Source organism: Paenibacillus sp. J31R30 (genome assembly GCF_059692115.1).
Genome location: NZ_JCAUAV010000003.1, coordinates 631,129 through 657,402, shown reverse-complemented (window position 1 = coordinate 657,402; position 26,274 = coordinate 631,129). Strand labels below are relative to the sequence as shown.

At 42.8% G+C, this 26,274-nt stretch carries 26 protein-coding genes and 1 riboswitch; of the genes, 6 read left to right on the top strand and 20 right to left on the bottom strand.

Features of this window, described 5'->3' with window-relative positions; all coding sequences use genetic code 11:
- Window positions 1-13: 13 nt before the first annotated feature.
- From AC58QO_RS14815 to AC58QO_RS14795, 5 genes are all read right to left on the bottom strand, one after another.
- Window positions 14-877 (bottom strand): carbohydrate ABC transporter permease, encoded by an 864-nt coding sequence (locus AC58QO_RS14815; protein ID WP_497266674.1) that lies wholly within the window; start codon window positions 875-877, stop codon window positions 14-16.
- A 42-nt stretch (window positions 878-919) separates the two neighbouring features.
- Window positions 920-1,699 carry an ABC transporter permease gene (locus tag AC58QO_RS14810; RefSeq protein ID WP_497266672.1) on the bottom strand — a complete coding sequence of 260 codons (780 nt, stop codon included), beginning with the start codon at window positions 1,697-1,699 and terminating at the stop codon, window positions 920-922.
- 262 nt (window positions 1,700-1,961) lie between these two features.
- Window positions 1,962-4,214: a helix-turn-helix domain-containing protein gene (locus AC58QO_RS14805; RefSeq protein WP_497266670.1), complete on the bottom strand. Its 2,253-nt coding sequence runs from the start codon at window positions 4,212-4,214 to the stop codon at window positions 1,962-1,964.
- 99 nt (window positions 4,215-4,313) lie between these two features.
- Entirely contained in the window at window positions 4,314-5,243 is a 930-nt protein-coding gene (locus AC58QO_RS14800; RefSeq protein WP_497267492.1) for a phosphotransferase family protein, read from the bottom strand.
- Between the two features lie 209 nt (window positions 5,244-5,452).
- Window positions 5,453-5,929 (bottom strand): NUDIX hydrolase, encoded by a 477-nt coding sequence (locus AC58QO_RS14795; protein ID WP_497266668.1) that lies wholly within the window; start codon window positions 5,927-5,929, stop codon window positions 5,453-5,455.
- Window positions 5,930-6,048: 119 nt separating this feature from the next.
- Between AC58QO_RS14795 and AC58QO_RS14790 the strand changes: the two genes are divergently transcribed.
- From AC58QO_RS14790 to AC58QO_RS14780, 3 genes are read left to right on the top strand one after another with little or no spacing between them, the layout of a single operon-like run.
- Entirely contained in the window at window positions 6,049-7,392 is a 1,344-nt protein-coding gene (locus AC58QO_RS14790) for a spore germination protein (RefSeq protein WP_497266666.1), read from the top strand.
- The gene (locus tag AC58QO_RS14785; RefSeq protein ID WP_497266664.1) at window positions 7,389-8,447 is read left to right on the top strand and encodes a GerAB/ArcD/ProY family transporter; all 1,059 of its coding nucleotides are present in this window, start codon (window positions 7,389-7,391) and stop codon (window positions 8,445-8,447) included. Before AC58QO_RS14790 ends, AC58QO_RS14785 begins: the two co-directional genes overlap by 4 nt.
- A gap of 4 nt (window positions 8,448-8,451) precedes the next feature.
- The gene (locus AC58QO_RS14780) at window positions 8,452-9,534 is read left to right on the top strand and encodes a Ger(x)C family spore germination protein (protein ID WP_497266662.1); all 1,083 of its coding nucleotides are present in this window, start codon (window positions 8,452-8,454) and stop codon (window positions 9,532-9,534) included.
- 13 nt (window positions 9,535-9,547) lie between these two features.
- Here the strand turns inward: AC58QO_RS14780 and AC58QO_RS14775 are convergent, their stop codons facing one another.
- Window positions 9,548-10,204 carry a hypothetical protein gene (locus tag AC58QO_RS14775; RefSeq protein ID WP_497266660.1) on the bottom strand — a complete coding sequence of 219 codons (657 nt, stop codon included), beginning with the start codon at window positions 10,202-10,204 and terminating at the stop codon, window positions 9,548-9,550.
- 167 nt (window positions 10,205-10,371) lie between these two features.
- Between AC58QO_RS14775 and AC58QO_RS14770 the strand changes: the two genes are divergently transcribed.
- Window positions 10,372-11,478 carry an AbrB family transcriptional regulator gene (locus AC58QO_RS14770; RefSeq protein WP_497266658.1) on the top strand — a complete coding sequence of 369 codons (1,107 nt, stop codon included), beginning with the start codon at window positions 10,372-10,374 and terminating at the stop codon, window positions 11,476-11,478.
- A 25-nt stretch (window positions 11,479-11,503) separates the two neighbouring features.
- Here the strand turns inward: AC58QO_RS14770 and AC58QO_RS14765 are convergent, their stop codons facing one another.
- Window positions 11,504-12,049 (bottom strand): GNAT family N-acetyltransferase, encoded by a 546-nt coding sequence (locus AC58QO_RS14765; protein WP_497266656.1) that lies wholly within the window; start codon window positions 12,047-12,049, stop codon window positions 11,504-11,506.
- Window positions 12,039-12,752, bottom strand: coding sequence for an aspartate/glutamate racemase family protein (locus AC58QO_RS14760; RefSeq protein ID WP_497266654.1), 714 nt, complete (start codon window positions 12,750-12,752; stop codon window positions 12,039-12,041). The genes AC58QO_RS14765 and AC58QO_RS14760 overlap by 11 nt, the downstream gene beginning before the upstream one ends.
- 157 nt (window positions 12,753-12,909) lie before the next feature.
- Between AC58QO_RS14760 and AC58QO_RS14755 the strand changes: the two genes are divergently transcribed.
- Entirely contained in the window at window positions 12,910-15,540 is a 2,631-nt protein-coding gene (locus AC58QO_RS14755) for a WD40/YVTN/BNR-like repeat-containing protein (RefSeq protein ID WP_497266652.1), read from the top strand.
- Between the two features lie 64 nt (window positions 15,541-15,604).
- On the opposite strand, the gene AC58QO_RS14750 is transcribed toward AC58QO_RS14755, so the two are convergent.
- The 12 genes from AC58QO_RS14750 to AC58QO_RS14695 all read right to left on the bottom strand — a co-directional run bounded on the left by AC58QO_RS14750 (window position 15,605) and on the right by AC58QO_RS14695 (window position 25,207).
- The gene (locus AC58QO_RS14750; protein ID WP_497267490.1) at window positions 15,605-16,546 is read right to left on the bottom strand and encodes a methylenetetrahydrofolate reductase; all 942 of its coding nucleotides are present in this window, start codon (window positions 16,544-16,546) and stop codon (window positions 15,605-15,607) included.
- 114 nt (window positions 16,547-16,660) lie between these two features.
- Window positions 16,661-17,425: a sugar phosphate isomerase/epimerase family protein gene (locus AC58QO_RS14745; protein WP_497266650.1), complete on the bottom strand. Its 765-nt coding sequence runs from the start codon at window positions 17,423-17,425 to the stop codon at window positions 16,661-16,663.
- A gap of 165 nt (window positions 17,426-17,590) precedes the next feature.
- The gene (locus tag AC58QO_RS14740) at window positions 17,591-17,959 is read right to left on the bottom strand and encodes a VOC family protein (protein WP_497266648.1); all 369 of its coding nucleotides are present in this window, start codon (window positions 17,957-17,959) and stop codon (window positions 17,591-17,593) included.
- A 24-nt stretch (window positions 17,960-17,983) separates the two neighbouring features.
- Window positions 17,984-18,511, bottom strand: a complete 528-nt coding sequence (locus AC58QO_RS14735) for a DUF6886 family protein (RefSeq protein ID WP_497266646.1) — start codon at window positions 18,509-18,511, stop codon at window positions 17,984-17,986.
- 24 nt (window positions 18,512-18,535) lie between these two features.
- Window positions 18,536-19,378, bottom strand: coding sequence for a bifunctional 5,10-methylenetetrahydrofolate dehydrogenase/5,10-methenyltetrahydrofolate cyclohydrolase (locus AC58QO_RS14730; RefSeq protein ID WP_497266645.1), 843 nt, complete (start codon window positions 19,376-19,378; stop codon window positions 18,536-18,538).
- A gap of 55 nt (window positions 19,379-19,433) precedes the next feature.
- Window positions 19,434-19,511, bottom strand: a riboswitch (ZMP/ZTP riboswitch).
- Between the two features lie 59 nt (window positions 19,512-19,570).
- Window positions 19,571-21,202: a hypothetical protein gene (locus AC58QO_RS14725; protein ID WP_497266643.1), complete on the bottom strand. Its 1,632-nt coding sequence runs from the start codon at window positions 21,200-21,202 to the stop codon at window positions 19,571-19,573.
- Window positions 21,203-21,248: 46 nt separating this feature from the next.
- Window positions 21,249-21,665, bottom strand: coding sequence for a hypothetical protein (locus tag AC58QO_RS14720; protein ID WP_497266641.1), 417 nt, complete (start codon window positions 21,663-21,665; stop codon window positions 21,249-21,251).
- Between the two features lie 126 nt (window positions 21,666-21,791).
- Window positions 21,792-22,250, bottom strand: a complete 459-nt coding sequence (locus AC58QO_RS14715; RefSeq protein WP_497266639.1) for a RidA family protein — start codon at window positions 22,248-22,250, stop codon at window positions 21,792-21,794.
- A 53-nt stretch (window positions 22,251-22,303) separates the two neighbouring features.
- Window positions 22,304-22,744 carry an NUDIX domain-containing protein gene (locus AC58QO_RS14710; protein WP_497266637.1) on the bottom strand — a complete coding sequence of 147 codons (441 nt, stop codon included), beginning with the start codon at window positions 22,742-22,744 and terminating at the stop codon, window positions 22,304-22,306.
- 82 nt (window positions 22,745-22,826) lie between these two features.
- Window positions 22,827-23,240: a hypothetical protein gene (locus tag AC58QO_RS14705; RefSeq protein ID WP_497266635.1), complete on the bottom strand. Its 414-nt coding sequence runs from the start codon at window positions 23,238-23,240 to the stop codon at window positions 22,827-22,829.
- A 127-nt stretch (window positions 23,241-23,367) separates the two neighbouring features.
- A complete protein-coding gene (locus tag AC58QO_RS14700) occupies window positions 23,368-23,820 on the bottom strand; it encodes a YoqH family protein (protein WP_497266633.1) in 453 nt (150 codons plus the stop codon).
- Window positions 23,821-23,926: 106 nt separating this feature from the next.
- Window positions 23,927-25,207, bottom strand: a complete 1,281-nt coding sequence (locus AC58QO_RS14695) for an adenylosuccinate synthase (protein WP_497266631.1) — start codon at window positions 25,205-25,207, stop codon at window positions 23,927-23,929.
- A 108-nt stretch (window positions 25,208-25,315) separates the two neighbouring features.
- Here AC58QO_RS14695 and AC58QO_RS14690 point away from each other — a divergent pair, with 108 nt between their 5' ends.
- Complete coding sequence (locus AC58QO_RS14690) at window positions 25,316-26,194, top strand: LysR family transcriptional regulator (RefSeq protein WP_497266629.1); 879 nt, start codon at window positions 25,316-25,318, stop codon at window positions 26,192-26,194.
- Window positions 26,195-26,274 lie beyond the last annotated feature (80 nt).

Genomic DNA, 26,274 nt, shown 5'->3' with positions numbered 1-26,274 from the left:
TACAAGCATGACATTACCCTTTGATAGAACCGATCATAACACCTTGCACAAAGTACTTCTGTAGAAACGGATATACACACAAAATGGGTAAAATCGTCGCTACAATCGTTGCGCCAATGACGGATTCTGTTGACGTATTGGATACTTCTCCAGTAAATCGAGCGTAATCCTGACCGCTTATTAAATCTCTCAACAACAGAGATAACGTGTAACTTGCCCTCTCGTTGATATAAAGTAGTGCCGTAAAAAATTCGTTCCAATGTGCCACAGCAATCCATAGTGATATCGTGGCTAGAACTGGCATGGATAGTGGCAGTATGAGTCTCACAAAAATATGCAGCGGATTTGCTCCATCCATTTCTGCTGATTCCTCGATCTCTATCGGAATGGTTTGAAAGAAGCTCATCATCACGAGCGTATTATACGCAGAAATCATGCCTGGCAGGATCAGAGACCAGAGCGAATTTAATAACCCCAACTGCTTTACAACCAAATAGGTTGGGATGACGCCACCGCTAAACAGCATGGTAAATAGAATAGCGAAAATCAACCATTTCCTACCAGGTACGATGGACTTAGTTAATGGGTAAGCGGTTGAAGCTGTAAGTAACACACTGAGTATTGTACCGACGATTGTAACGAACGCAGTATTCAAATAGGTGTGCCAAATCATGTTCGTACTCACAAGTGTTCGGTAAGAATCCAACGTGAATTCCTTGGGCCAAAGAAAAGCCCCTCCTTTGGTAACTTCTTCCGCTGAGGAAAAAGATAACGAAATTTCATACCATAACGGATACAACGTGGCTAAAGAAAAAAGGAGTAAAAATAAGCTGTTCAGGAGTTGGAACGTTCCTCCGTTTTTTATGACTGAATGCATGCTATACCTCCTTGGCCGTAGTAAGATTGGTAGCAGATTCCATTACCATAGTCCCTCTTTTCCCAGTCGCTTCGCAACCCAATTGGTAAAGGCGATCATTAGGAGTCCTACCACGGATTGGAATAGTCCTGCAGCCGCTGCTAAGGAATAGCGTCCGTTACTAAAAGCGACCCGATATACATAGGTGTCCAGAATATCGCCAACACTCGTCACCAGAGGTGTTAGCAGAATATATACTTGATCAAAGCCCGCGCTTAGAATGAATCCCATTCTTAATATCAACAGTAAAACAATCGTCTGAGAAATACCTGGAAGAGTAATATGTAGGATCTGTTTGAACCGGTTAGCACCGTCAATCTTGGCTGATTCATACAGACCTGGATCAATGCCTATGATAGCTGCTAAATAGATCACAGTTCCCCAACCCGTTTCCTTCCACATCTGTGAGAGAACAAGCATACTGCGGAAATGCTCGGGAACAACTAGCGGAGATTGTTCAAATCCTAGGGCCGAGATCAAACCGCTAGAAGGAGATAGAACCGTAACAAGGATCCCACCGATGACAATCCAAGATACAAAGTGAGGGAAATAAATGATTGTCTGAACGCTTCTTTTGAATACAAGATTCCTGACTTCATTGATTAGAATGGCTAGCACAATTGGCGCAGGAAAATTAAACGTTATTTTATAAAAGGAAATCAAAATTGTGTTTCTTAATACCTGCCAGAAATCCGCTCGTTGAAACAGCATATCGAACCATTTTAGTCCAATCCATTCACTGCCCCAAATGCCTGTGGAAACCTTATAATCTTTGAAGGCCATGATAACGCCGCCCATGGGGATATATTTGAAGATAATGAAATATAGGATCCCCGGCAAAAGAAGCAGATAATAATATTTAGTTTTATGAAATGTTTTTTTCCAAGCTTTTCTTGATGGTATGGATGCCATTCTCATGCCCTCGCTCTCTTGTTTACGCTTTCATTATTAGCACGGTGAACAAAAAAAAGAAACGGTCATCTTTTGCCGTTTCTGTATAATGTTTGAACCAACAGCTGTTTAGTTCAGATAGTGAACATGAAGTTCATAAATTTTTCATAACCTGCATCCGATAGTCACCAGGTGTAGTTCCTACATATTTCTTAAAATAACGAATGAAGCTGTGTGCATCATTATACCCGATTAAGGTGCTAATCTCCTGAAGGGATAATTTATTGTCTGCCAGATAAACTTTCCCTCTTTCCATGCGATATTCCGTTAAATACTCCAATGGTGACTTCCCTTTCTCGTTTTTAAACATCCTGCTTAGATAACTGGGACTAATCTGTAGGTAATCAGCAATATCACTTATTGAGATATTGTTCTGATAATTCACCTTGATATAATCAAGTGCGCGAACGATATGGACGTTTCTATTCTCATCCGGTCCTGTTTGATGGCTTTCAACCAGTCTGCCAATGAAACTTACGATTAGTGTCTCTAACTCCTGCTTACTATGTGCGTCATTCAAGTGTAACAAGTATCCATCTGGAGGTTCATGAAAATGCTCATCTTCTTGTCTAAGCTCATGGACAATTACGCTTAACAGCATGATTAACATTTCTACCAACTTATCGTGGGATGATTTAGTCGGATACACGTAGGTTTGGAAGAGCTGTGTAATCACCACACGTGATTTCTTCTGATCCGCTGATCGTATACACATCAACAGTAGTTGTACGTATTGGGAAGGATAGCCAATCGCATCTGTTTGCTTCAGATCTTCCATTATGACAACATCCACCTCATTGATGAGGGCATTATATCGTAGATTCTTGGCCGACGTTCGTTTCAGACTCAATTCTTTAAGTGAACTATGAAGAGAACCATAAATAAACTGCAAATTAATATGAAGCTCTGATTGCGCGAGATCAATTAACGGAAAGCTGATCTGCTTGAGAACTTGACGGAATTCATTATCTAAGCTTGTATGATTTGTATTAATAATAAAACCAAAGCTGTCACCATCTAGTATGGTCCCCGCAATGCCAAACTCAAGTGTGAATGCATTTTCAATCATCGAAAAAATAACTAACCTAATCTTGTTCTTTTCAATCTCCGTATGTAAGCGCAAATCCATAATAACCGTCAAATCCATGAAATGAGATCTACTGAAATCAATCCCTGTTTCACTCATTTGCTCGGCTGACAGATCGTTTTCCGCATGGATTAAGCTGTTCAGGATCGCATTCACCCACCGTTCTCTGATGATCGGCTGATTCTGAAGCACTGCAGACTTAATCTGTTCATTTTCGATTAATATTTGATGGAGTGCATGTTCAACAAAATCGAATTCATTGTTTTTATCTGATGTTTCTATCGTTTTCAAACGATCCTTGATCGCAGAAACAATGCGCTTGAATGGGATATACATCATCAAAGAAAGCAGGTATGAGAAGGCTGTGAACACCAATGTTACGGATAGAATGACAATAAGGACACTTACCAATTTCTTGTTAATCAACTTACTATATTCCACCATAGGCACTAAGCGAATAAAAGTCCAACCTAACATGGGGGATTTCATTGAGCTCCAAATATACTGACTTCCATTTAATTGAATTTCTCTCCATGCTTGTGTATCATAATCACCTATAGCATAGTGTTTTTCTAGTTGCTCTGTCATCTGATTCGCACGAGGATACACAATCTTTTGGGAAGAATCCATAACAAGAATCGGTAACTTCTCATTCTTTTGAATCAATTGTACTGTCTCAAAAAAAACATCTTTACGGATGTTAAAAATAAAAATCCCTAGAGACTCTTTGGAGGCTGTTGGCACTCGTCTACTAAAGGTAATGACCTCTTCCCCTGATTTCAGAGAACGAATGGCATGCCACTGTGCAACATTCTCATTTTCTGAGGCCGCATCTATAATAGCTTTATCATAGAAATCATTGATCGGATAAATACCTTCCCCGGTCGTTAAGACCCTATTATTAATCTTGGTGTACAGATACACAGAATGAAATAAAGTGTTGGACGATATCGAAGTCTGCATTGTGTTCTGTAGCAAGCGGTAATCATAGGCATTATAATGTGGATCTTTTAAGATCTGAGAAAGCTGTGGAATAAAAGAAAACTGAAGCGATGCGCGATCCATTTCAGAAGTCATGGCTTGAATCAGACTTGAATAAGACTGCAAATTGGTCTGAGATTCAGACTTCAGTCCTTCCTTTACTTGAGTTGAGTAATAGTAAAAATAAACGCCGCTTAAAACTACTGTAGGCACCAGAATGACAGCAATATAGGAAATCAGCAGCTTTTTGAAGTAAGACATTTGCCTGAATAAGTTCAATTAACTCCCCACCTTGTAAGCGGTTGCTTTCTTTCTCTTATTTTACAATACGCGTGGTAATAATAGTGTCGAATTTTGTATAAAAAGGAATTGGAGCAGCTACCCCTCAACATACCGCAATACAGCACGACAATGATACTCAGAAAGTTCCCTCGCAAATTGTTGATTAGGAAATCCCCGCTGTAACAGCTTCAACCCACCACAAGTCAAAGAAATATGATGATGAAAGCGATAAAATGCCATTCGATTAAGCTCCAACGAATCATTCTTTAAATATCGATAAAACTCGCCGAATCGGAACTCTAAAAAACTGTGCTCGTGCTCGATGTCGTAGAACTCAGCCCCTTCGATATCAATCAAATACGGTTCTAGTTTCTCATTAAGCAACACATGATCCGGTCCTAGTTCCCCATGAATAAAGGTATATCGGCTTCTAGATTCAATTTTCGATTCAAGCTCAACCAATTTATCGAGAATTCTATCATGCTTTACCTTTAAGGAATCTACATATTGGCACGCATAGGCTATATCATTCTTAGCATTGTTGAATTGCAAATGATGACATTTGTCTGACTGGACTCGAGTTTGATTCACTTTTCCAAACGTGTCCCTGATGTTTCCATGCATACTTGTCAACATATCGCCAATCCGTTGTAACACCATCTCTTGAACTTGTATATCAGTGTCGTGGAAATAGACTTCTGCTTTTTGCCCATAGATGTACTCAACAATAGCAAAGTCATATGGATGGCGACTTCTTGACTTGTTAAGGTAATATAATCTGGGAGTTTGAATCCCTTGTTGTACTAAAAACTTATTATTTATTTCAAATAAATCAGCCCCATAGGATTGCTCATGAATTTCTGACTTTGCTATTTCCTCCTGAAAATAATTCTTAGTAAGATCCCATACATACAGAACACAAGAAAATCCATTGCTGCAATCGACTTTATAGACGACCTTTTGCGCACCACCGTGCATGGTGGAAACTTGAGAGATCCAATAACTAGATCCAAAGATCGCAGTCACATAGGCCTGTAAATCAGCATGCTCAAAATAATTGGTGTATTCCATTGAACAACACTCCACTCCAAGAATTGCCGGCAACCCAACTATATGGTTAATTTAGGAAAAAGTATAGACTGTTTATTTCATTTCGTTTATGATGTTGAATAAGGTCTTTTTAAAAATACGCATACAAAAATCCATTGGAACTCCAATGGATTTTTTCTTGCTGGTTAAAATTTCACCCCGTGAATTCGCATCTCTCCAGTCTTAACCCAATCCACCGCTTGTAAAACGAGAGGCGATGAATTGTCCGCTGTACAATCCTGCAGTGATATCCAACTTGCCCCTAATGAATCTTGTCCAGCAAAAACTTCCGGATTAGCAGATAATTCCCCACTTATATATTCCACGGAAAAGTAAAGGGCAATGTGATGGATATGTGTAGTCCCCCTCTTGGGAAGAGGATATGGAACCAAATAGTCGCAGACGCCTATATTTTTATTTACAAGTATCTCAATGCCAACTTCTTCTTGAATCTCACGCTTTAATGCCTCAAATACAGTTTCATTGGGCTCAATTGTACCTCCTGGAAGATCGAAGCGGCCTGTATAAGGGCCTCCGTTTTTATGGATCACTAGAAGATTTCCATCCAACTCACAAATCGCATACACACCCAAATGCCGATGCCAATTCTCATTATCCGCCAACTAGCCCACACCCTTCATAAGGAATCTCGTGTTGTATTCTTCATAATTATTCTGATTCCTTTCTTACCTAAGCATAGGTCAGCTCCAAATTGCTCATACTATCGCGTAGGTGATGGGTAATGTTGGATAACGCGAGAAATACGCCACGAAATCATGTGATGGAGAAGTTGGGAGTCTGTCAGGATCTTCATCATCAAAACATAGTCATATGCGGGTTGCAGATTGAGGTATTCGCTCTTTCCAGCTTGGTAGACATTGCGGGAACTCTTCGTCGACTCATTGACATCGATCAAGAAGGACCAAATTCTTGGGACACCCTGCAACTGAAGCTGGGCTCGGAAGATGCTCTTGCGCAGGATGATTTTGCTCAAGGTATTCTAGAGGGCCGTACCCTGCTTGTACAGCAGGATAGTTTGAAAGCAGCTTGGATGCAATCTGTGCCACAGCAGCTTTCACGATCGATTACGCCCCCACAAAATCAGAATATACTAGGATCTTCTCAAACTGGTTTCATCGAAAATCATTTGACCAATCTTGGTTTAATACGCAATGAACTTCGATCTACTTACTTGCAACAAGCTCATGTGACCGTTGGTTCCATTCACAAGAAAAAAATTATTTTACTTTCCCTAGAAGGTGCAGTAGACTCCGCAGCTTTCTTGGAATCTGAATCAGCTCTTCGTGCACATAGCAGTGAGGATTTTACTTCCCTAAGACAAATTACGAAATGGCTATGCAAGAAGCCTATGTGGAGTCCTATCCCCTCTTTTATAAAAACGGAATCTCCACATGAAACGGTTTACTTCATGAAGCAAGGAAGAATCGTTCTTCTGATTGAGGGCTACGCCGAAGCGATTGTTATTCCCGTGCATCTCCCCGACTTGTTTATGTCGGATACAGATCGAGATTATCCGATTGCACTCACGACAATGCTCGTTTTCTTCCGAATCCTTGGTTCGATTATAGCTATCATTGCCCCTGCTGCTTATGTCGCCTTGCTGTCAGTGAACCCCGATGTTATGAAGCTAGAATTGATATACTCGCTTGCCAAGAGTCGGGTTGGTGTGCCTTATCCGACCATTACAGAAGCGCTGATTCTATTGTTCATAATCGATATGCTGCTCGAAGCCATTATTCGCTTGCCAAAAAGTATCGGGCCAGCCATGACCATGGTAGGAGGAATCATACTCGGTCAAGCAGTCGTTGAGGCCAATCTAGTAAGTAATCTGTTGATCATTGTGTTGGCAGCATCTACAATCGCCAATTTCACGATTATCGGCTATCATTTCGCGTTAGCTGTTCGTATATGGCGATATCTCATGCTGTTCTTTGCAACGTTATTTGGTCCCATGGGGATCGTGTGTGGGTTATTTTTGCTTCTTTCTTTAGTAGGCTCCTCAACCGTGCTGAGTAAGCCGCTCGTTTCCATGCCGCAAACGGAAGGTAGGAAAAGTACTGAATGAGTCAAGGGATCAGTTTCGCTGTTATCTATATCGTTCTTCAATACGGACTGCTAATGTTTATTTATCCCCAAAGCATCATTCAGTCTCAAGTATCCGGCCACTGGGTCATCATCCTGATCGGTTGGCTGATTCAAGGTGGCTTGCTGCGTTTACTTATTGGCGGATTCCATAAGGGTAACGAAAATCTATTAACTTCCTTCATTAAAGCCGGGAAATGGTTCCGCATCTTGCTTGTCTGGCCTTTGATCGCGGGAAATTTGTTTGCGATTACGATCATTATCCGCGGACAATCCCAAATCGTCAGCACGCTGTTTCTACCTGAAACACCTCGATGGATTTTAATGGCCTTATTACTCGTATCAGCCGTAAGTGTTTCTTTTGCAAGTCGAGATTCACTCTTGCGACTTGCTTTATTACTTGGGCTTTTCGGATTGCCTCTGCTTCTATTATCACTTTCTGCTACATTTACAAATGTTACCATTCACTTGCTATTACCACTTCAGCCGAAATTCACTTTCCTATCTGATCCAGGCATTTTACCCTTACTGTTCGTGTTCTCACATGTTATCGGTTTAGTCGGTTTTTTCGGACCTCTACCCGTAAACGGCAGGAAATGGATCTGGCGAGCATGGGCCTTTTCCTTACTTTTTCTGCTGGTTTACGTGTACCTCCCTCTTGGTGTCTTTGGTCGTGAAGTAGCCGTGCATCTGCGATTCCCACTAATAACCGTAATGGATTCGGTCAGAGTGAATTGGTTTTTCTTCGATCGGATATCACTGCTATATATCATGGCTACTATGTTCAGCACACTGCTAAACATAAGTGGACTTCTCTGGCTGACCAGACAGCTTACCAGTGGATCTTCAGTCGTCGCCAAATTTGTAACAAATCCATTGATGACGGGCCTGATTACGATCACCTTAGCGCTATTTATTTCGGATTGGCGGATGTTAGAGAAGATTTTAGATTGGGGAGGCATCTTCCGTCTTGGCTTGATATTGGCAATTGCGCTGGTTGCAGCATTTCTGCGAGGACGAATGAAGCTTGGGAGATGAATGAATGCGTACGTTATTACGGAAAAGGATTTGGTTATTCGTGGTATGGAGCGGATGCGGATTGCTACTAAGTGGTTGTTGGGATAGCCATGATATCAATCTTAGAGCAATGCCCGTGATTATGGGCGTTGGCAAAGGTCAATCCCATCGCTATGAAGTTACCCTTCAAATACCGATACCTGTTGAGAAGAGTTTATCAATTAAAACCATTTCTCAAGAGGCTAATACCATCAGTGAAGCCGTGGACAACTTAAAAATAAACATTGAGAACTACGTTGACTTGTTGAACGTGGAATTATTAGTTTTCCAGCAAACGCTAGCTGAAGGAGGTCTGGAAGAAGAGCTCAATTATGCCATCCGTTCCAGAGACTTATCCCCCAAAGCATTATTAGCGATTTCCGATGCGGATATAAAAGAACTATTGTCAAATACGAAAAATGCCGTCATGAATGACGTTACGACATTTTTTAAATATTCCGATCGAAGAGCTGGCTGGAACCCCAAAACATCCACGACCAGTATTTGGGAAGCTTTCCGTTCCACAAAGTCATTTACGGAAGACGCCATTTTACCGATTATTCGGCCAGGCAAAGAAACGGTTCTTTCGTTTGCCGGATCAGCTGTCATGCGTAGAGGAAAGATGATATCCCGTTTGAGCAAAGAAGATACGATGTTAATTAATCTAGAGTCAAATAATTACCATGGTGCAGCAGTAGAAGTATTAGATGATGCGAATATGATACTGGAATCTGCTAGAATGCATTGGTCATCCAAGCTTACCAAGGAAGGTCCTGCACTTGAGGGTAAGCTGAATGTGCATACTTCGCTCAGTGAGATAAAGATCAAGATCACGAAAGAAGAGTTAATTTCCAAACTTCAATCACATATGACGGATGAACTAAATCAGTTAACGAAAAAGCTTCAACAGAGCGGCAGCGACCCCATTGGCTTTGGCAATTACTTCCGAGGCACGATTCCCTATGATAAGCTAGAACATTGGCGTAGTGACTATTACCCAAACTTACATGTAACGTATCAGGTCAACGTTGTAGTAGACAGCATTGGGAACTTGGAGCTAGAGGAATAAGGATTCCTTGGAATTAGAGATCCCCCATATAATAAGCAAACACTTGCTCAATCGGTTTAAAATACAAATGTCCATCGTCTTCCCAGGGCTGGAAATGCAGATCCATTCGTGAATCATTCCAATTCTCGGGGGTCCCCTTCGTGTTCAATCTTCCTGACACAATCGGCTCCTCTATGACCTTTGGAAACTCTTGATAACCGAATAATAAATTCTCATGCATAGCAATGATTTCATACTTGTCACCATAGAAGGCCCGTTCTTCCTGTAGCTGGTAATGATAATAAATGTAACTGCTCATCATTTCAGGTTTCAAATGGGCGACCCTCCCTACACGTTTCACTACAGGGGCCTTTCGTATCCAGTGTTCATAGCTGGCTGGTTCGTTAAAATGAAACACATCAATCATCCGTATCCACTTCCGTGGATCCTCCTGCCCTGGCCATTCTTTCAAAAAGGGAACCGCAGCCCCTGCGATCTCATCGGGTGACACCTCCCGATTCAAACACTCATAATAAAGGAATACTTGATTTCGCCAACTGAAAGCTGCAGCAGTCATTAATTCTCCCTGTGCTACCAGCCATTGTGCTTGTTGGTTTAAGGCCAAAGCTTTCAAGCCCACAACCTCTTGACCTGTCTGCCACTCGGCACGATACATGCATCTTGTAATCATCTATGACTCTCCCTTGACTAAAATTATGGGTTAGTTTAATAATAGGAAGTTTATCCACTAGTTTCAATGCCAAACTAGTAAACCATATGGCATTTGAACGCAAAAAATAACTGTGCTAAAATTAGTACAGTTATGACAAGGTGGTGAATGGACTTATTGGTACAAACATGGTTACCTTAAATACATATGCTAAGCTGATCTTTGCCCTGATTACTGCCCTTATAGGCGGATCCTTGTTCAAACTCTTGCATATCCCCATTCCTTGGCTGCTCGGACCGATGATTGCTGTATTGATTGGTTCGAATGTGTTCAAAGATCGTTATGCTTGGCCTACCACAATCAGAAATGCAGGGCTCATCATCGTCGGATACACGATAGGACTTTCCATGACGGCAACAGCCATGCATGAAATGGCGATCCAGCTGCCTTCCATGCTGCTTATGACACTGCTGTTAATGCTGCTTTGCGCATCACTTGCCTACTTCGTATCCAAAATGTCCAGCATCAACTACAAAACTGCACTCCTGGGAAGTATACCTGGCGGGCTTACCCAAATGGTCATCTTGGCTGAAGAGACTGAAGGTATCAATTTAACGATTGTCACCGTCTTACAAATCATTCGTCTGATGATGATTGTTGTGTGTGTACCTTTACTGGTGTTTAGTCCGATCATGGGCAATCACAAAACAGATGAATCCATGATTCATACTGTTACTACCACTTCATCTGCAAGCTGGGGAGCACTCATGCCGAATATTTTCATTTTCGCTGCAGCCAGTATCTTCTGTGCACTTCTAGGAAATAAAATTAAATTTCCAACCGCTTTCTTGCTTGGACCAGCTTTCATTACAGCGATCATACAGTTTATTGGACTTCATGGACCCGCTCTGCCAACCAGTATCATCAACGCAGCCCAAATTATGATTGGCATCCAGGTTGGACTCATGTTAAAACCAGCTCAATTAACCCATAAGTTCCAGATTATTTCGCTTGCGATTGGCAGCAGTGTGGTACTTCTGGTTGGCTCGTTTGGTCTCAGTTACGTGTTTATGCAGCTGCATGCCGTAACCAAATCAACGGCTCTGCTCAGCCTCGCTCCAGGTGGCATGGATCAGATGGGGATCATCGCCCATGAAATTAATGCTAATTTATCCGTCGTTGTCGGCTATCAGTTATTTCGTACATTTTTCATTTTCTTCGCTGTGCCGCCACTCCTGCGCATTATTTTCAAATACAGCGCGGCAAAAAAAGCGATCAGAAATAGCCCATCCTAATGCAGGAGTGGGCTATTTTACTTTTTCACCCTTTTACGCGATAGGCTTGCTCGTGATACTCGGTAATGTAGGTGAATAATTGTCTGCCATCTTGTTGTTCGAACCCACTAATGCTCAAGTACATAGCTCGATACGTTTCGGGGACCCAAATATAGGTATGGATATAATCGGTCAAAAGAAATCCGGCCTTTTCCCAGAATCGAATTCGCTCCGCATTTTCCTGGCTAGGTTCAGCCTCCACTTCAATGACGATTCCTTGACATCCTTCGGATTCTGCCCAATTTCGAATGTCACGCATACAAGCCAAACCCGCACCTTTCCCACGCTGAGCTTGACGAACCGCGATATAGTCGATGATTAGAACTTTGGCCTCCTCATTCCAAGCAGTCAGAGCCATCGCAACTACAACTGAACCATCGCTCCATGTATGCAGTTTGCACAAACCTCTTTCGAACATGCTGCGAATCAGAGCTCGATTCTTTCTTCCGTGTTTAGGAAAGGCAGCGTTATATACTTCCTCTGCTTTCAGCCACAGTGTTTCATCCCATTTTGATGTTATTTCATAAACCATCCGATTCGTTCTCCCTTAGAGCAAATTCCACCGCAGACTCAGCATGAATTTTCGTGGTATCGAATAGTTGAACCGAGGAATCCTGTTGAGATACTAACAAAGTAATTTCCGTGCAGCCCAGAATTACCGCTTCTGCGCCCTCTTTGACCAATTGATCAATGATCGCTATGTAGGATTGCTTAGATTCTTCTTTAAAAATCCCAAGACATAATTCTTCATAAATGATATCATGTACAATTTTCCTTGATGACTCATGTGGGACGATGACTTCAAGACCATATTTGTCGATAAGTCTCCCTTTGTAGAAATCTTGTTCCATTGTAAAAGCCGTGCCGAGCAAAGCGACTTTCTTAATACCCGTTTTAACAATTTCTTTGGCTGTCGCATCAGCGATATGAAGCAACGGAATGTTTACTGCATCTTCAACTTCTTTTGCCATCTTGTGCATCGTATTCGTACAAATAACAATACAATCCGAACCGGCTGCTTCTAGCCTTTGAGCGGAATCTATCATCATTTGGGTCGCTTCATCCCATTTCCCCTCATGTTGGAGCGTCTTGATCTCATGAAAATCAACTGAATACATGAGACTTTTAGCGGAATGATGCCCGCCTAATGTGTCTTTGACACGTTGATTGATGATTTGATAATAGAGTAAAGAGGATTCCCAACTCATGCCACCGATTAAGCCAATTGTTTTCATACATAAACCCCTTAGAAAAAACGATTTACTACATAATACCAGAAACTAAGCTTTGTGATAAATTAGACCGCTCAGAATGCTTGATTATGCAACTTTTTCCTTTTTTTGGCGTTTAACTGAGTGTTCCTACTTTCCTAACAAAGGAGAATTACATGCAATGAGACGCAAATCAACTGCTGGTTTAGCTACGATTCTATGTGCAGCAATGGCAATCACCCCTCTTCCCCTAACCAAAGTACATGCGAACGAACTGCCCGTTGGAACGGTCGTCGGAAGCGTGCTTACAACAGATATTCACGCATTCGTAAATGGAAGCGCCATCCAGTCGATGAATATCGATGGAAAAACCGCTATTTATGTGGAAGATTTGCGCAGCCACGGCTTTCATATCGCTTGGGAGCCGAATAAGCGAAAGGTCACCATTTTCCCTGACAAAAATGAACTAAATACGTCGGAGGACAATACTAATCTCGGCTTTACTGGGGGAGCAATTGGCGTCAAAATCGCTGACGTGCTAGCCACCAATATTCACACTTTTGCCCTAGGAAAAGAGATTCCTTCTTACAATGTAGACGGCAAAACAGCCGTGTTCCTGCAAGATCTTACCCCGCTACTTGGCGTACTCGAATGGAACGAACAATTACACACCGCTTCTTTCCAAGAGAATACGAACTTCATTACTGATCCGCAGGCAGCACAAAGTGTCGAATACCCCTTACAGGTAGAACAAACATCGAGCACTCGTCTGTCCATTCAGTTTCAGGATGACGAACTTTTCGTAGGTAACAACCTCATTGGATTCGGTCAAGATGGAAAAGCGATGCTATCATTAACGAAAATGGCACAATTACTTAATTATCAGACGAAAAGCCAAGATAATGGGCATTATTTTTATGACAAAACTTACGGATTTCATATAGCTCCGAACCTCGATACAGTCAGTTTCTACTGGTTTAATGGTAAAACCAGTGAGGGAAAATTAACATTTCCAACCATAGAACGTGATGGAGAACTCTTCGTGTCCGAGTTTGATTTGAAGCAATTATTCGGATATTCAAGTATCTGGCATTCGGATATTCGGCAACTGGACATTGATTATGCCCATTTCGATGTAAAGGATTTCGGTATTTCAGAGCATACGAATAACTATTGGTACACGTTAAAGGGGCTGTTTAATGGACCAAGTACAATGGAAATGCCGAATCTTTCGATGTTTGTTACTAGAGACGGCACGAAGTTCGGAGGCAATTCATCTACATCTTTGATGGAACAAACATCATCAACCGGGACGCCGATATACCAGTTCTCATCCGCGGTGCAACTTGACTTAGGTGACAATGAAGTCCAGATTGTCTACCACATTGGCAACCGAATTTTGTACAATAACACTTTCGTAAACTCCCTTACACCGATACTTCTGAACCCCGTTATCAATTACAGTGATTTGGCGAACGGATTGGGCAGCTTCAGTTCGATCAGCTTGGCGTCGCCAGAATCCGGCTTGATTCAGACAGATACCGGCAAGATAGAGCTTAAGGGTACTGTGATCAAAGCACAAGGCAAGGAATTACACGCTGTTATTGAAAAAGAGGACAACGGCAGCTGGATCGAACCGGAGACAACGTCAATCCCTTTTGACGATACGCAATTTACAGCATCCCTACCGCTACTTCATGGAACTGGACGATATCGAGTTACACTTCGATCTGACTTGTCCATTCCCGCTCCACGTCAATACAATCCCTACATCGATGTTGCTAGTTATTATGTCGATTACAAAGAGAGCCTCCCTCGTATTCTCGGTATGCAAGATGCTGAAGGCTTCAGTTGGCGAGATGGAAAGTTACTGCAAACCTCGGATAAGGGCCTCTCGTGGGATGTCGTCATACCTGACGGCGTGTCTGAGAAGGATCGTTTGATGGCTGCCAAATTTGAAGTGCCAACCTGGGGATATGCCGTTTATCTCACAGACGACCAACAACCAAGGCTCATTGCAACCCATCAATTGTACAATGGAGGCTGGGAAACAGCAGTACTGCCCACGTTAGAGGCTTGGGAAACCTCCTCGGAAGTAACGCCATATGTAGCCAATCTCTACTTTGAGCCCGCTTATATCATGCTGACTTCTTCACCAGCAGCAGGTCAAAACTTAAAGTCACTGTACCGCACCGATGACCGTGGTAAAACCTGGACACGAGTAGGAAATGTGAACTCGGATATCGCGGGTTCCCCGACTGGCATCAGTTACCGTAAGGCCAAAGAAGGCTGGATGACCACAATGAATCAAGGGCATCAGGATTTCCCGCTTTACCGCACACAGGATGGCGGCCAAGCCTGGTTGATTCAGCATGTCGACGTCCCGGCAGATCTGAAGATGAGCTATGCCAACGCTTATCCCCCCTTTTTCGATCAAGAAAGCGATTATCATGCTATTTTCATTGCTGAGTTCATACAAGACAATAAGAAAACATATGTCTTCTATGAATCGAGAGATGCCGGCGAGACATGGACACCTCTCCCTTATCGACTAGATGATGTGCAAGACATTCCGGTGTTGCACTTCGATAACTTGCTCATGGGCAAAGCGATTTCTCAGGATGGCAAAACCATCTACACGATGGATACCTATAACCGTACAAACTGGCAACCAATCAAGCCTACTATTTCATTGCAAAAAGCTACGCAATTTTACCTACGCACGGATGGTTACGGTTGGGTACTTTTGAACGGCAGCGTCTTAGTCACGAATGACGGTGGCCGGTCTTGGGAAGAAGCGAAACGAAAATAGACAATTGAAACGACAAAGCTGCCGCTCTATAAGAGTCGGCAGCTTTGTTTATTAATAGTTAAATTCAAAAAGCAAACGATGACCGCATTTTCTTCTCCATCATCGCATTAATCTCATGCACCAATTGAATCGAAGCTTCGATCTCAACTTTTCGCGTGGAGACACTTTCAACGCTGCAGCCGATTGGAATCCCTTTTTCCAGGCCAAATTCGAAAATTTCTTCAAATATTTGCTTAGAAAATGCGACTGATTTATCCAAGACATCATGGGAGTATTTCAAATCATTTTCCAACCATTTCGGAATACTGATCCCTAGCCACTTCATAAATTCCAGTGTTTTGGTAGATCCGCAAGGCGCAATATTCATTAATATCGGCACCATGTCTAAGTTGTTTTCTCGACAGTGATAGTAATAATCGGATAAGAAGTTTTTCGATGCTTCCACATTATAGGTCGCCTGAGAAATGAAAAACCGACTGCCGCTCGCTATTTTACTGACCATTCTAAGATGTTCGTCATCTTTTTTCATGTGTCTTTCGGGAATGACGACCGCGCCTAAAGTTAGCTTATCGTTCAGTTTTTTACTCAATTCATAAGCTTCGGGCAACCCCATACTTACTTCTTGCTTACTAGACGACGCCCCGACAAACACAGAAAACCGATCTTCATCGAGATCCGCTTTAATCCATTCTGACAATTGTTCCTCCGAATACTTACCAACACAGCGATAAATAATTTTCGGGATGTTTAACCCCGCTAAATATTCTTTACTGTAGGTTGTCGGGTCAACGGTTTGCAAATAAGGAAACGGTCGATCTTGATCAATCCGATCACTTTCCTCCTGCACATCATAGAGAATTAAGCCATCTATTTGAAGATTTTGGAGTCGTTCACATTGTTTCTGTGAAATCTCAGCCATTTTCTCTAGCGATTGTGTTTCCTTCGGAGGCGTCATCCCGTAAGTGATGATACCTGCTTCTCTTCTAAGTATTTTGTCTTTTAGCATATGTGTCACAACCTTATCTTCCAAATTCCCGAAAACAAATAATTCACAGTTAACTACTCGGTATTCTATATTTCGACCTGAATCGGCAAAATCCTTTTCAAATCGATACGATTATTAACGGAACTTATCTCTCATGAAAGCCAAGCTAGCGGCAAAATCCTTCTCTGGATCATGAATAGTACACTCTGCCGAAATCATTCCTTTATAGCCTGACGCCTTCAATGCCGTAACAAATTGATTGTATGGATACTGACCTGTACCCGGCGACAATCGTCCGGTATCGGCAAGATGAATGTGCTGCAGCCACTCTTTATTTTCGATGAGCGTATGCAGTTGATCCTGCTCTTCATCCATATGATAGAAGTCAGCCAAGACCCGGATGGACGGATGGTTAACCTGTTTGGCAAACATCGCTGCTTCAGAGACGGTGTTAATGATGTTGGACTCTTTGCGATTCAACGGCTCAATAGCCAACGAAACGCCTGTTCCTTGGAACTCTTCACCGATCAATGCTAGCAGTTGCAGTAGCTGTTGCTCTGCGCGATTTCGCTCCCAGCCGTCCGGAATATGCCTAGCTTTCCCGCTCCCTAGTACGGCCGTCTTGGCTCCGATTTTATTTAAAGCGCTTGCAGCTTTATGGACGTATCGTCGAATCCGTTCCTCATCCGCTTCTGGACCAACGATTTTCAAATCTCCCGGAAAAAATATGCTGAACGCCTGTACCGGGAGCGGACAGTTCAAGTACAAAGGAAGTTTAGCTGCGAAATCTACTTCATCCTCTAAATTTAATGATACGAGAGCGCACTCGATATAGTCGAAACCAATTCTTTGAAGTCTTTCCGCCTCCTGAATTCCACTGCACCATCCAAATGTGTACATGAACATTCCTCCTATTCGTTATCTCAACTCCAATATATCAAAATATACCAGTAATTGGGATCATTAATTTATACAATTGCTTAATGAATACTTCGTCTATGAATAAAAAAGAGCTGCATCGCGGCAGCCCTTCTCTAATACGACATACTCAACTATGTAGCTGTCTTAACGTGCATTCGAATCCGCTTGAGAAATCCCAACAATCGTGCCACTTGGATCAGTAAAATAAGCCAGGTAGCCCATGCCAGGCATACTCATTTTCGGAACAACAATCGTTCCACCATTCGAAGTTACTGCTGATAAATAATCATCGATCGAAGTAACTTCAATGGAATTAATGGTTCGGGTCAAGCCATCAGGTGACTTCAATAATCCCCCATCAATGCCTGGTACATCACTGTGTCCAGTTTTAATAAACCAATAATCTTGCGGTCCTGGAAACTTTGTGAATTCCCAATTAAAAGTTCGTGAATAGAACTCAATGAGTTGATTAGGATCTGCTGCTTGCATTTCAAATCGTAAAATCCTGCTCATAGCAACACCTCCTTTACCTTCATTTTAACAATTGGACCGCTGCTGCGCAAAGCCCATCCTGCACATCGAATAATCGAAGCTCGTTTGCTGAATTTTATCGCATAAATCCCACAAATTGTCTAGAACACGAACCTCAACATGTCTTCTAAATAGCTCTCCGAACAAATCTCGAATTTCAAAACGATGAATAGGTACTTGTGATTTCTCACTTACATAATAACCCGCACTAGGATCTTGCGAATAAAAATCCGTCGACTCAAATTCATATAGAAATAGCGTTGTATTCTTCATAATCTCAAACCATTTATGTTCAATGGCCACGACATGATGCGTTGAGCTCGATGAAATAAAGTGCTTTTTATCCTCAGCAGTGGTTGCTTCATGACAATGATACGTCACTCTCGGACAATTCCGAGGGGTTAGAAAATTAGGCAAGCAACGCTCATTGAGCGCCCATACCAACCCTTTCTCAGGGTCTAAATCTTTTCTTGTGGGAATTCTAGGGTGAAAAATAGGAATGTCTTTTTCTTCGCTGACATGAAATAATTTCACAGCTGCTCCCCCTTATCAATTCAACTAAGATAACTTCTCTGCAGCGTCTACGGTGTGTTTCAGCAACGTTGCAATTGTGACAGGCCCTACTCCCGCAGGAACAGGTGTAATCGCGGAGGCAATCTGCTTGCAAGCCTCATAGTCAACATCCCCGATGTTCCCTTCATTGTATCCCGCATCCAAAACAATCGCTTCTGGCTTAATCCAATCACCCTGCACAAAGTTCGGTTTACCAACAGCCGCCACAACAATGTCGCCTAACCGAACGATTTCAGCTACATTTACAGTCTTTGAGTGGCAAATGGTAACTGTTGCATTGCGATGTAATAGCATCATGGATACTGGTTTACCTAGGATTGGACTTCTTCCTATCACCACAGCGTGTTTGCCCTCTATGGCAAGTTGATAATAGTCCATAATCGCAAGTATTGCCGCTGGGGTACAGGAAGGAAAATCAGCTAAGCCGAAGGCATTTTGAGCAAACCCTAGCGTTGTTACGCCATCCACATCTTTCTCGATCCGAATCGCTTCAAATGCAGCCCTTTCATCCAGATGATGAGGCACAGGATGTTGCAGCAAAATCCCATGTACACTGGAGTCCGCATTTAGTTTCTGGATCTCGGCAACCAACTCTTCTGTCGTTGTATGTTTTGGAAGTTCAACCCGAATAGAACGGATTCCCAATCGCTTGCACGCATTCCCTTTCATCCTCACATAAGTAGCTGATGAGGGATCATCTCCGACTAAAATCGTCGCTAAACAAGGAATGATTCCTTGCTTCGATAATTGATTGATTCTGCCAACTAATGCCTCTTTCATGTCTGTTGCCACTCGATTACCATCCAAGATCAATGTTTCTGCGGTCATCTCATCATCCCTCTCAAGTTAGAAGCAAACATAAAGAGGTAAGGGGAATTCCCCTTACCTCTGCCCAGGCGTACGGCCGTTATCGACATGCTCCCTCATGGTTACCCATGCTCCGCCAGTTACATATCGCTTAATCATAAAAGTATCATAACAATGAATGCCAGAATTTTCAATATATTAGTATGAAAACAGCTACAACGCTGCCGGCGACATAAAGTAGGAATACCACATATTCGTCATGAAAACATCCAGAGCAACGAAGTAGAACATCTCCAGTCCAACATTCCGTTCGGACAGCCCTTTTCTCCATAGTCTCGTGCATAGGTAGGAAATCACGGCAAAAATGAGAAGTAAAAGCAGACTAATCCATATCGATTGCAAGAAATCTGGCATCACCTGCAGTGCGATTGTCTTCCGGTAATCCCCGACAAATAAGGCTTTTACCACCAAATACATCGCGAGTGATATCCCGAAATGCCTCTTCGCATACTCATCATAATGATATTGCCAAAATACACTGATGACGACTAAATAAAGGCCAGGTAATAAGATCCATTTTAAGCTTATGAGTGCCGTGAGTACCCCAATCCCCCAAAAAAGCGGTAAATTCCCAGCAGCATTTTGTAAGTCGTCTCCTTGAATACTGTTCATTCGCTCCACATAAGGAAGCTGATCAGTGGCATAGTAAACTCGAAATGATTTCGTGTTCACGGCATCCAACCAAATGGCGAATGAACTACCTTTGTTTGCAGCGTAAGCGGGATAAGAGGCGAAACCGCCGAATTGACTAATCCGAGTAGCATCTAACATCTTACCATCCTTAAAACCAACTCTAAACACTTCTTGACTCGTTTGACGTCTATTCTTTTCATAAACCGATGAAACCACAAGCGTTACTTCACCTGTACTTGAATGCGTAAACGTGGGATGTAAAATCGTATCGGAATCTATCCCTTTGGCAACAGGAATGCTTAGGATTTCATCTTGTACTTTGTCTGGTTGATTCGATGGGAAGGTAAGCATGTGTAACGTACTTTTGCCGGATTTGCGAGAGCTAGTCGTATACGCAGTAATAAATGAGGAACCATCTACACTAAACGCCATATCATCCAAGCTGCTAGCTGCAAAATCCAAGTCCTTAAGCTTATTCTGCACTAGCGGCTTCCATGTGTCAGACGCAAGCTTTGCGTAGTGAAAGGATTCATCACCGTCCTTATTGACCGCGTAGACTAGCGAAATACTGCCCCCAGAGGTATCCATTACACCTTGTAACTGCTTCACATTCGTAATATCCAGTTTGGACCAACTCAGCTTTTCATTGGGATGAAATGCACCCACATAAAGAGCTGATTCATTGTAAACCAAGAGAACACTTTCCCCTTTTGTGTTCTTTACAGTTTGAATACCAGAGATCTCATTCTCATTGATTGCGAGCTTAGTTGTCCACGAACCGTTCTTCCATTCACTCGCATAGAGCTTATTGTCTTCACCGATCCAGATCACATGATCTTTATCCAGCAGCTTATACGAACGAAATGCACCTGAGTCAGGCAAACTGCGCGTCTCTGAGCTATTCCGTCCCTCGTCGTCAATCGTGATGTATATAAGTGATTTATCTGCTAGATATGTAAAACTGCTTTCCCCTAGCATTTGGACAGGTCCCCCATACGTAGCCAATTGAGGTAACTCCGTTGCTCGGCCGAAAGGCTCCGGATATGGCTTCACATTTTCATTCGCCAGCATGAATGTTTGAATCAATCCGATGACTAGAAGGGCTGCTAGAAACGGCACATACGTAAACAACTTCCATCTTGCTCTTTTCACTTCAATTTACCTCCAAAGCATTCTAACTGACCTCTAAAAAGAGTGATCACGTTTCTTTTGTTAATTTGCCATTGTTCAATAAACGCGCAACCCAATGATAACATTGATTCAACTGTTCATCACTAATTAAATCTGATCGATGTTCAAACATGATGTTCACTTGATCGTTTTCTTCAGCAATTATCTCCAGATATTCTTCAATTGGTGCCCAGCCATCAAGAGGATCTAGCTCAGGTAAGACAGGTTGACGATGATTAGAAATGATAGCATTTACTTGTACATTACTCAGATGGACTAAATAGGCAAATCGAGCGAATGTTCGAATGACTTTTTTAGCATCAAAAAAAGGATCAAGCTTTTCCTGCAAGAAAAGTCTCGCTGTATCTAGACATAGCTTTATCGTTGGATATTTCAATAAAAGCTCTAAATTTCCATATTGACCTATCATGAATCGATTCATCATGGGCTTCTCCCAGGTCTAATTGATATCAGCTATATAAATGGCTTCATATTTCTTGATAGTACGTAAGTGATGATCCCTAATGACGATCCCCTTCACGCCACATCTTGCTTGCAAATGAGATCCCTCCTATTCTTCAATTTCAAAAATAGAATCCACTATGATCGGCAAGTTATCTCTCACCGTTACAGCTCCGAAGACGGATCTCGCGTGCATCCCCTTTTCGCCGAAAACTGCTAACATCACATCCGAACAGCCATTCAGCACCTTGTGCGGCTCTTCAAATTCAGGGACTGCGTTAACAAAACCTTGTAGTTTTACAACTTGTTTAACCTGATCCAGAGAGCCTAATGCAGACTGCAACACTGCGAGAATCTCGATACCAGCTTGTCTAGCAAATTGATAACCTTCTTCGGTTGTATAGTCTTTACCTAATTTCCCTTTTGGGCTGCCCGATGGACCTTTGCCCGAGACAAACAAAAGTCCGTTCACTTTCACATAATTGGCATATTTCGCTGCTGGTTCACTGGCTACTGGTAGTACGATTCCTAGTGCTTCGAGCCTTTGAGCAATGGTTTGTTCTGGCATGTTGGTTCCCCCTAATTAATGAAATTGAAATGTATCATTATTCCTACTACTTCTTACTTCAAAATCAGAACCCCATCGAATTTTCTATAGTCCTCAAACACTTCGTCATGATGTCTTGCAAAAAATTCGTTTGATGCTTCTGGTAACTCATGGATGGGGTAGAATTGTGCGTTTGTACTTTCATTTGTTATCTTAATAAGATTACCTGACCATTCATCCACACGAAACAGATACTCAACCACTTGATACTCATTTCCATATCTATCGGTATATATTTGCTTTTCGGGGTTCGAATAAATGGCGATCAAAGTAGCACTTATAACGTCAAGTCCTGTCTCCTCTTTAACTTCTCGTACTAAACAATCATAGACAGACTCATTGTGTTCCATGGCACCAGCTGGCATGCCCCATTTGCCATCCCCTCTGCGCTTGATAAACAGTGCGTCCCCCTTATCATCACATAGAATAGCTCGAACCGAGTTCGTTAGCAACATTTGTGATCCGATTAGCTTCAGAAGCTTACCCGTATAAGATTCTGCCCAGCTGATGGCAATCGCCGCCTTTCCTATATGTTCTTCATGGTCCAGAACTCAAGCTCTTTATTTGGTATTCGCCATCTGTCTTCTGAAGCGTAACATAAAGCACTCGGTTAATGATCCAACCCTCCTCAGTTCGCTCACCACCGCCAGTAAGGATGAACTCGAGGGATGCCGGTAATGTATCATAGGTAACAATATAATAGGTATCCTCATCATTTTTTAAAATCTGCATGTCATCATGAATCATATAATTCAAAATTCTTCTGCCTGCGGATACGGTGGATTCCTCATCCTTTTCTAACTTCTCAGCAAAGAGCTTTCTTACGATTGGCTTCAACTCATCTTGTTGATGGATACTCATCTCATGGCTCGATCCTTTAGCAGCATAAGCAGAGCATCCGGCCACACAACTTACACTAACAAGTAAGATTATGGTTTTCAACCATTTCATAACATCACCTCGTAGAATGAATGTGTAGTTGCTTTTATACAACATATCTGGATTCAAAAATAATCCAAATTTTAACAATTCATTTCATTAGACGAAGCCCAAACGGATAAGTTGCAATCCATCACCATTATTTACAAGAATTCATAGGACTCATTAAAATGACAGGCCCCAATCTCCCCGTTTTCGTATTCGAAAGCCGAACCTCCATCGTACTATTCGTTAAATCAGCCGTGATATCATCGATTCTCCCTGCCCATGTCGGACCACCTTCTTGAGGGGTTGGGTATAATCTGAAGCGCCAACTAATCTCATTTTGAATATAAGCAAAACCTTCATACCCATCATAATCTCCTATTGAAAAAGGTACCGGCAAGTGATTGGCATGTATGCTGATACTTGTGCGAGGAAAACTCGGCGTAAGTTTCACTTTGTAGACAAGCGCTGCGCCTTTGGCATTAGCATTGTCAGCAATTACTGGTTCTAGAACGGCACTGCAAGGCATGGGTACATCAGCATGGCCTTGCTCTGGACGAATCAGGACACTCCCCGCAATTAACGCTAATACAATAACTTTCTTCATATGACACCCTCCACAAATGTTTTGTGGTTATTTTTCCCATTTCCCCCATTCCTATGACGTTTTTATAAAAAGCCGCCTCGCGGCGGCTAAAATCCTTAAACAGTGACTATCGTTGAATAACTTGTTCGCGTCTTGGTCCCACTGAAACCGTAGTAATCTTCACGCCGATTGCGGATTCCACGAAATCAATGTAGTTCTTTGCCGCTTCTGGCAGCTCCTCCATGCGTGTAACCTGAGAAATATCGCATTTCCAACCTGGCATTCGAGTTAAAACCGGCTTAGCCGAATCCATTAATGCGGTGACCGGAAAACGATCAACGATCGTTCCATCCGCCAATTCATATCCGACACAAACCGGAATTTCATCCAAGTAGCCCAGCACATCCAGATTTGTTAAAACAACACCCGTAGCTCCCTGCAGCATGCACCCATATCTCGTGGCAACTGCATCAAACCAACCCATTCGTCTTGGGCGCTTCGTGTTTACACCATATTCACCGGCATCGCCGCCGCGACGACGTAATTCCTCTGCCTCACTGCCTTCTATCTCTGAGACGAAAGGCCCTGCCCCAACACAGCTAGAGTAAGCTTTGACGATCGCGAACACACTCTTTATCGCACTGGCAGGGAGTCCTGCACCGACTGATGCAAAGCCTGCAAGCGTTGAAGAGGATGTCGAATACGGGTAAATACCATGATCCGGATCACGCAATGCACCCAGCTGCCCCTCCACCAATATGGGTTCTCCATTAGCATTCGCCTGTTGGAGAAGTGTTGTCGTATCACATACATATGGAGCTATTCGCTTAGCCTGACTCAGCAGCTGCTCCATGAGTTCATCTGTTTGGATGGCTGGACGTCCATATAGATGCTTGAGCAATACATTTTTTGCTGTGAGCAAACGCTCAAGTCGTTCCTGCAAACGAGCTTGGTTAAATAAATCGGCCACCTGAATGCCAAGCTTAGCATACTTATCCGAATAAAATGGTGCGATCCCGCGTTTGGTTGAGCCGTAGCTATGAGCACCAAGTCGCTCTTCCTCAAGCTCATCGAAGCGTCGATGAATCGACAAAACCACTTGCGCCCGCTCAGAAATGTACAGCTTCGGCTTGGGTACACCTCTTGCGTCAAGTTCATCCAATTCCCCTAACAAGATATCTATGTCGAGTGCTGTTCCTGGTCCAATCACATTCAAAATATGAGAATAAAACACGCCTGAAGGCAACATTCGCAGCGCGAATTTGCCGTAATCATTAATGATCGTATGCCCTGCATTGCTCCCACCTTGGTACCTAACAACGAAAGATGATTGTGCCGCTAACACATCTGTCATCTTCCCTTTCCCCTCGTCTCCCCAATTCGCTCCAACAATCGCAGTTACTGTCATATGCAACGCCTCCACACTTGATATACCTTACAAAGCTTATTATAATAGCGTCAATGGCATTAGAATAATTGATATAAGTAATATCTGATATAAGGTGAGGTAATAGGAATGGACGTTAATCTGGAGTGGTATCGTGTCTTTTATTGGACCAGCAAGACAGGCAGTTTATCCAAAGCGGCTGAAGAGCTGCATATCACACAACCTGCCGTTAGTCATACGATTAAACAGCTGGAAGCCGCGTTGGGTGGTCAACTTTTTTTCCGAACAGCCAAGGGAGTCACGTTAACCGTTGAAGGTGAAGTGTTATTTCGATACGTCGAGCAGGCATTTAGTTTTATGAAAATCGGCGAAAAAGCTATCGCTGACATGCATAGCTTGCATAGCGGGGAAATCAATATCGGGGCAAGCGATACGCTGTGCAAGTATTATCTCTTGCCATATTTAGAGGCTTTCCACCAGCAACATCCTGGCGTGCGAATTCGTGTTACGAACCGTACCACTCCTGAAACTTTGGCATTGCTCAAGGAAGGCAAAATCGATTTTGGTATCGTCAGCCTTCCGGCCTCGGATAAACAGATTGATTTCCGTGAAAGCTCATCCATTCAAGACTATCTTGTCGGCGGAAAGAGTTTTGCTGGGCTCGCAGAATGCCCGTTATCACTTGCAGATTTGCATAAATACCCTTTGCTTTTATTGGAAAATGGCGCAAGCACGAGGCGCTATATCGATGAGTACGCTGCCTCCAACGGTGTTAGCCTCTCACCTGAGTTCGAGCTTGGCAGCATCGATCTCCTTGCGCAATTTGCCAAGCGCGGCTTCGGATTGGCCTTTGTGATCGGTAATTATGTAGCCGATGAACTCGCTAATGGCGACTTAATCGAAATTCCACTATCTCCGCCAATCCCTGCGCGTCAAATAGGGATAGCCACTTTTCGAGGTGTTCCCCTCTCGGCGGCTTCGAAGTCTTTTATGGCGTTGTTGCCCTGATGCGAGCAAAAAAGAGAGGCTGTCCTACTCAAGTAGATCATGCTACTCAAGTAGGACAGCCTCTTCAACGTCTAATCAGT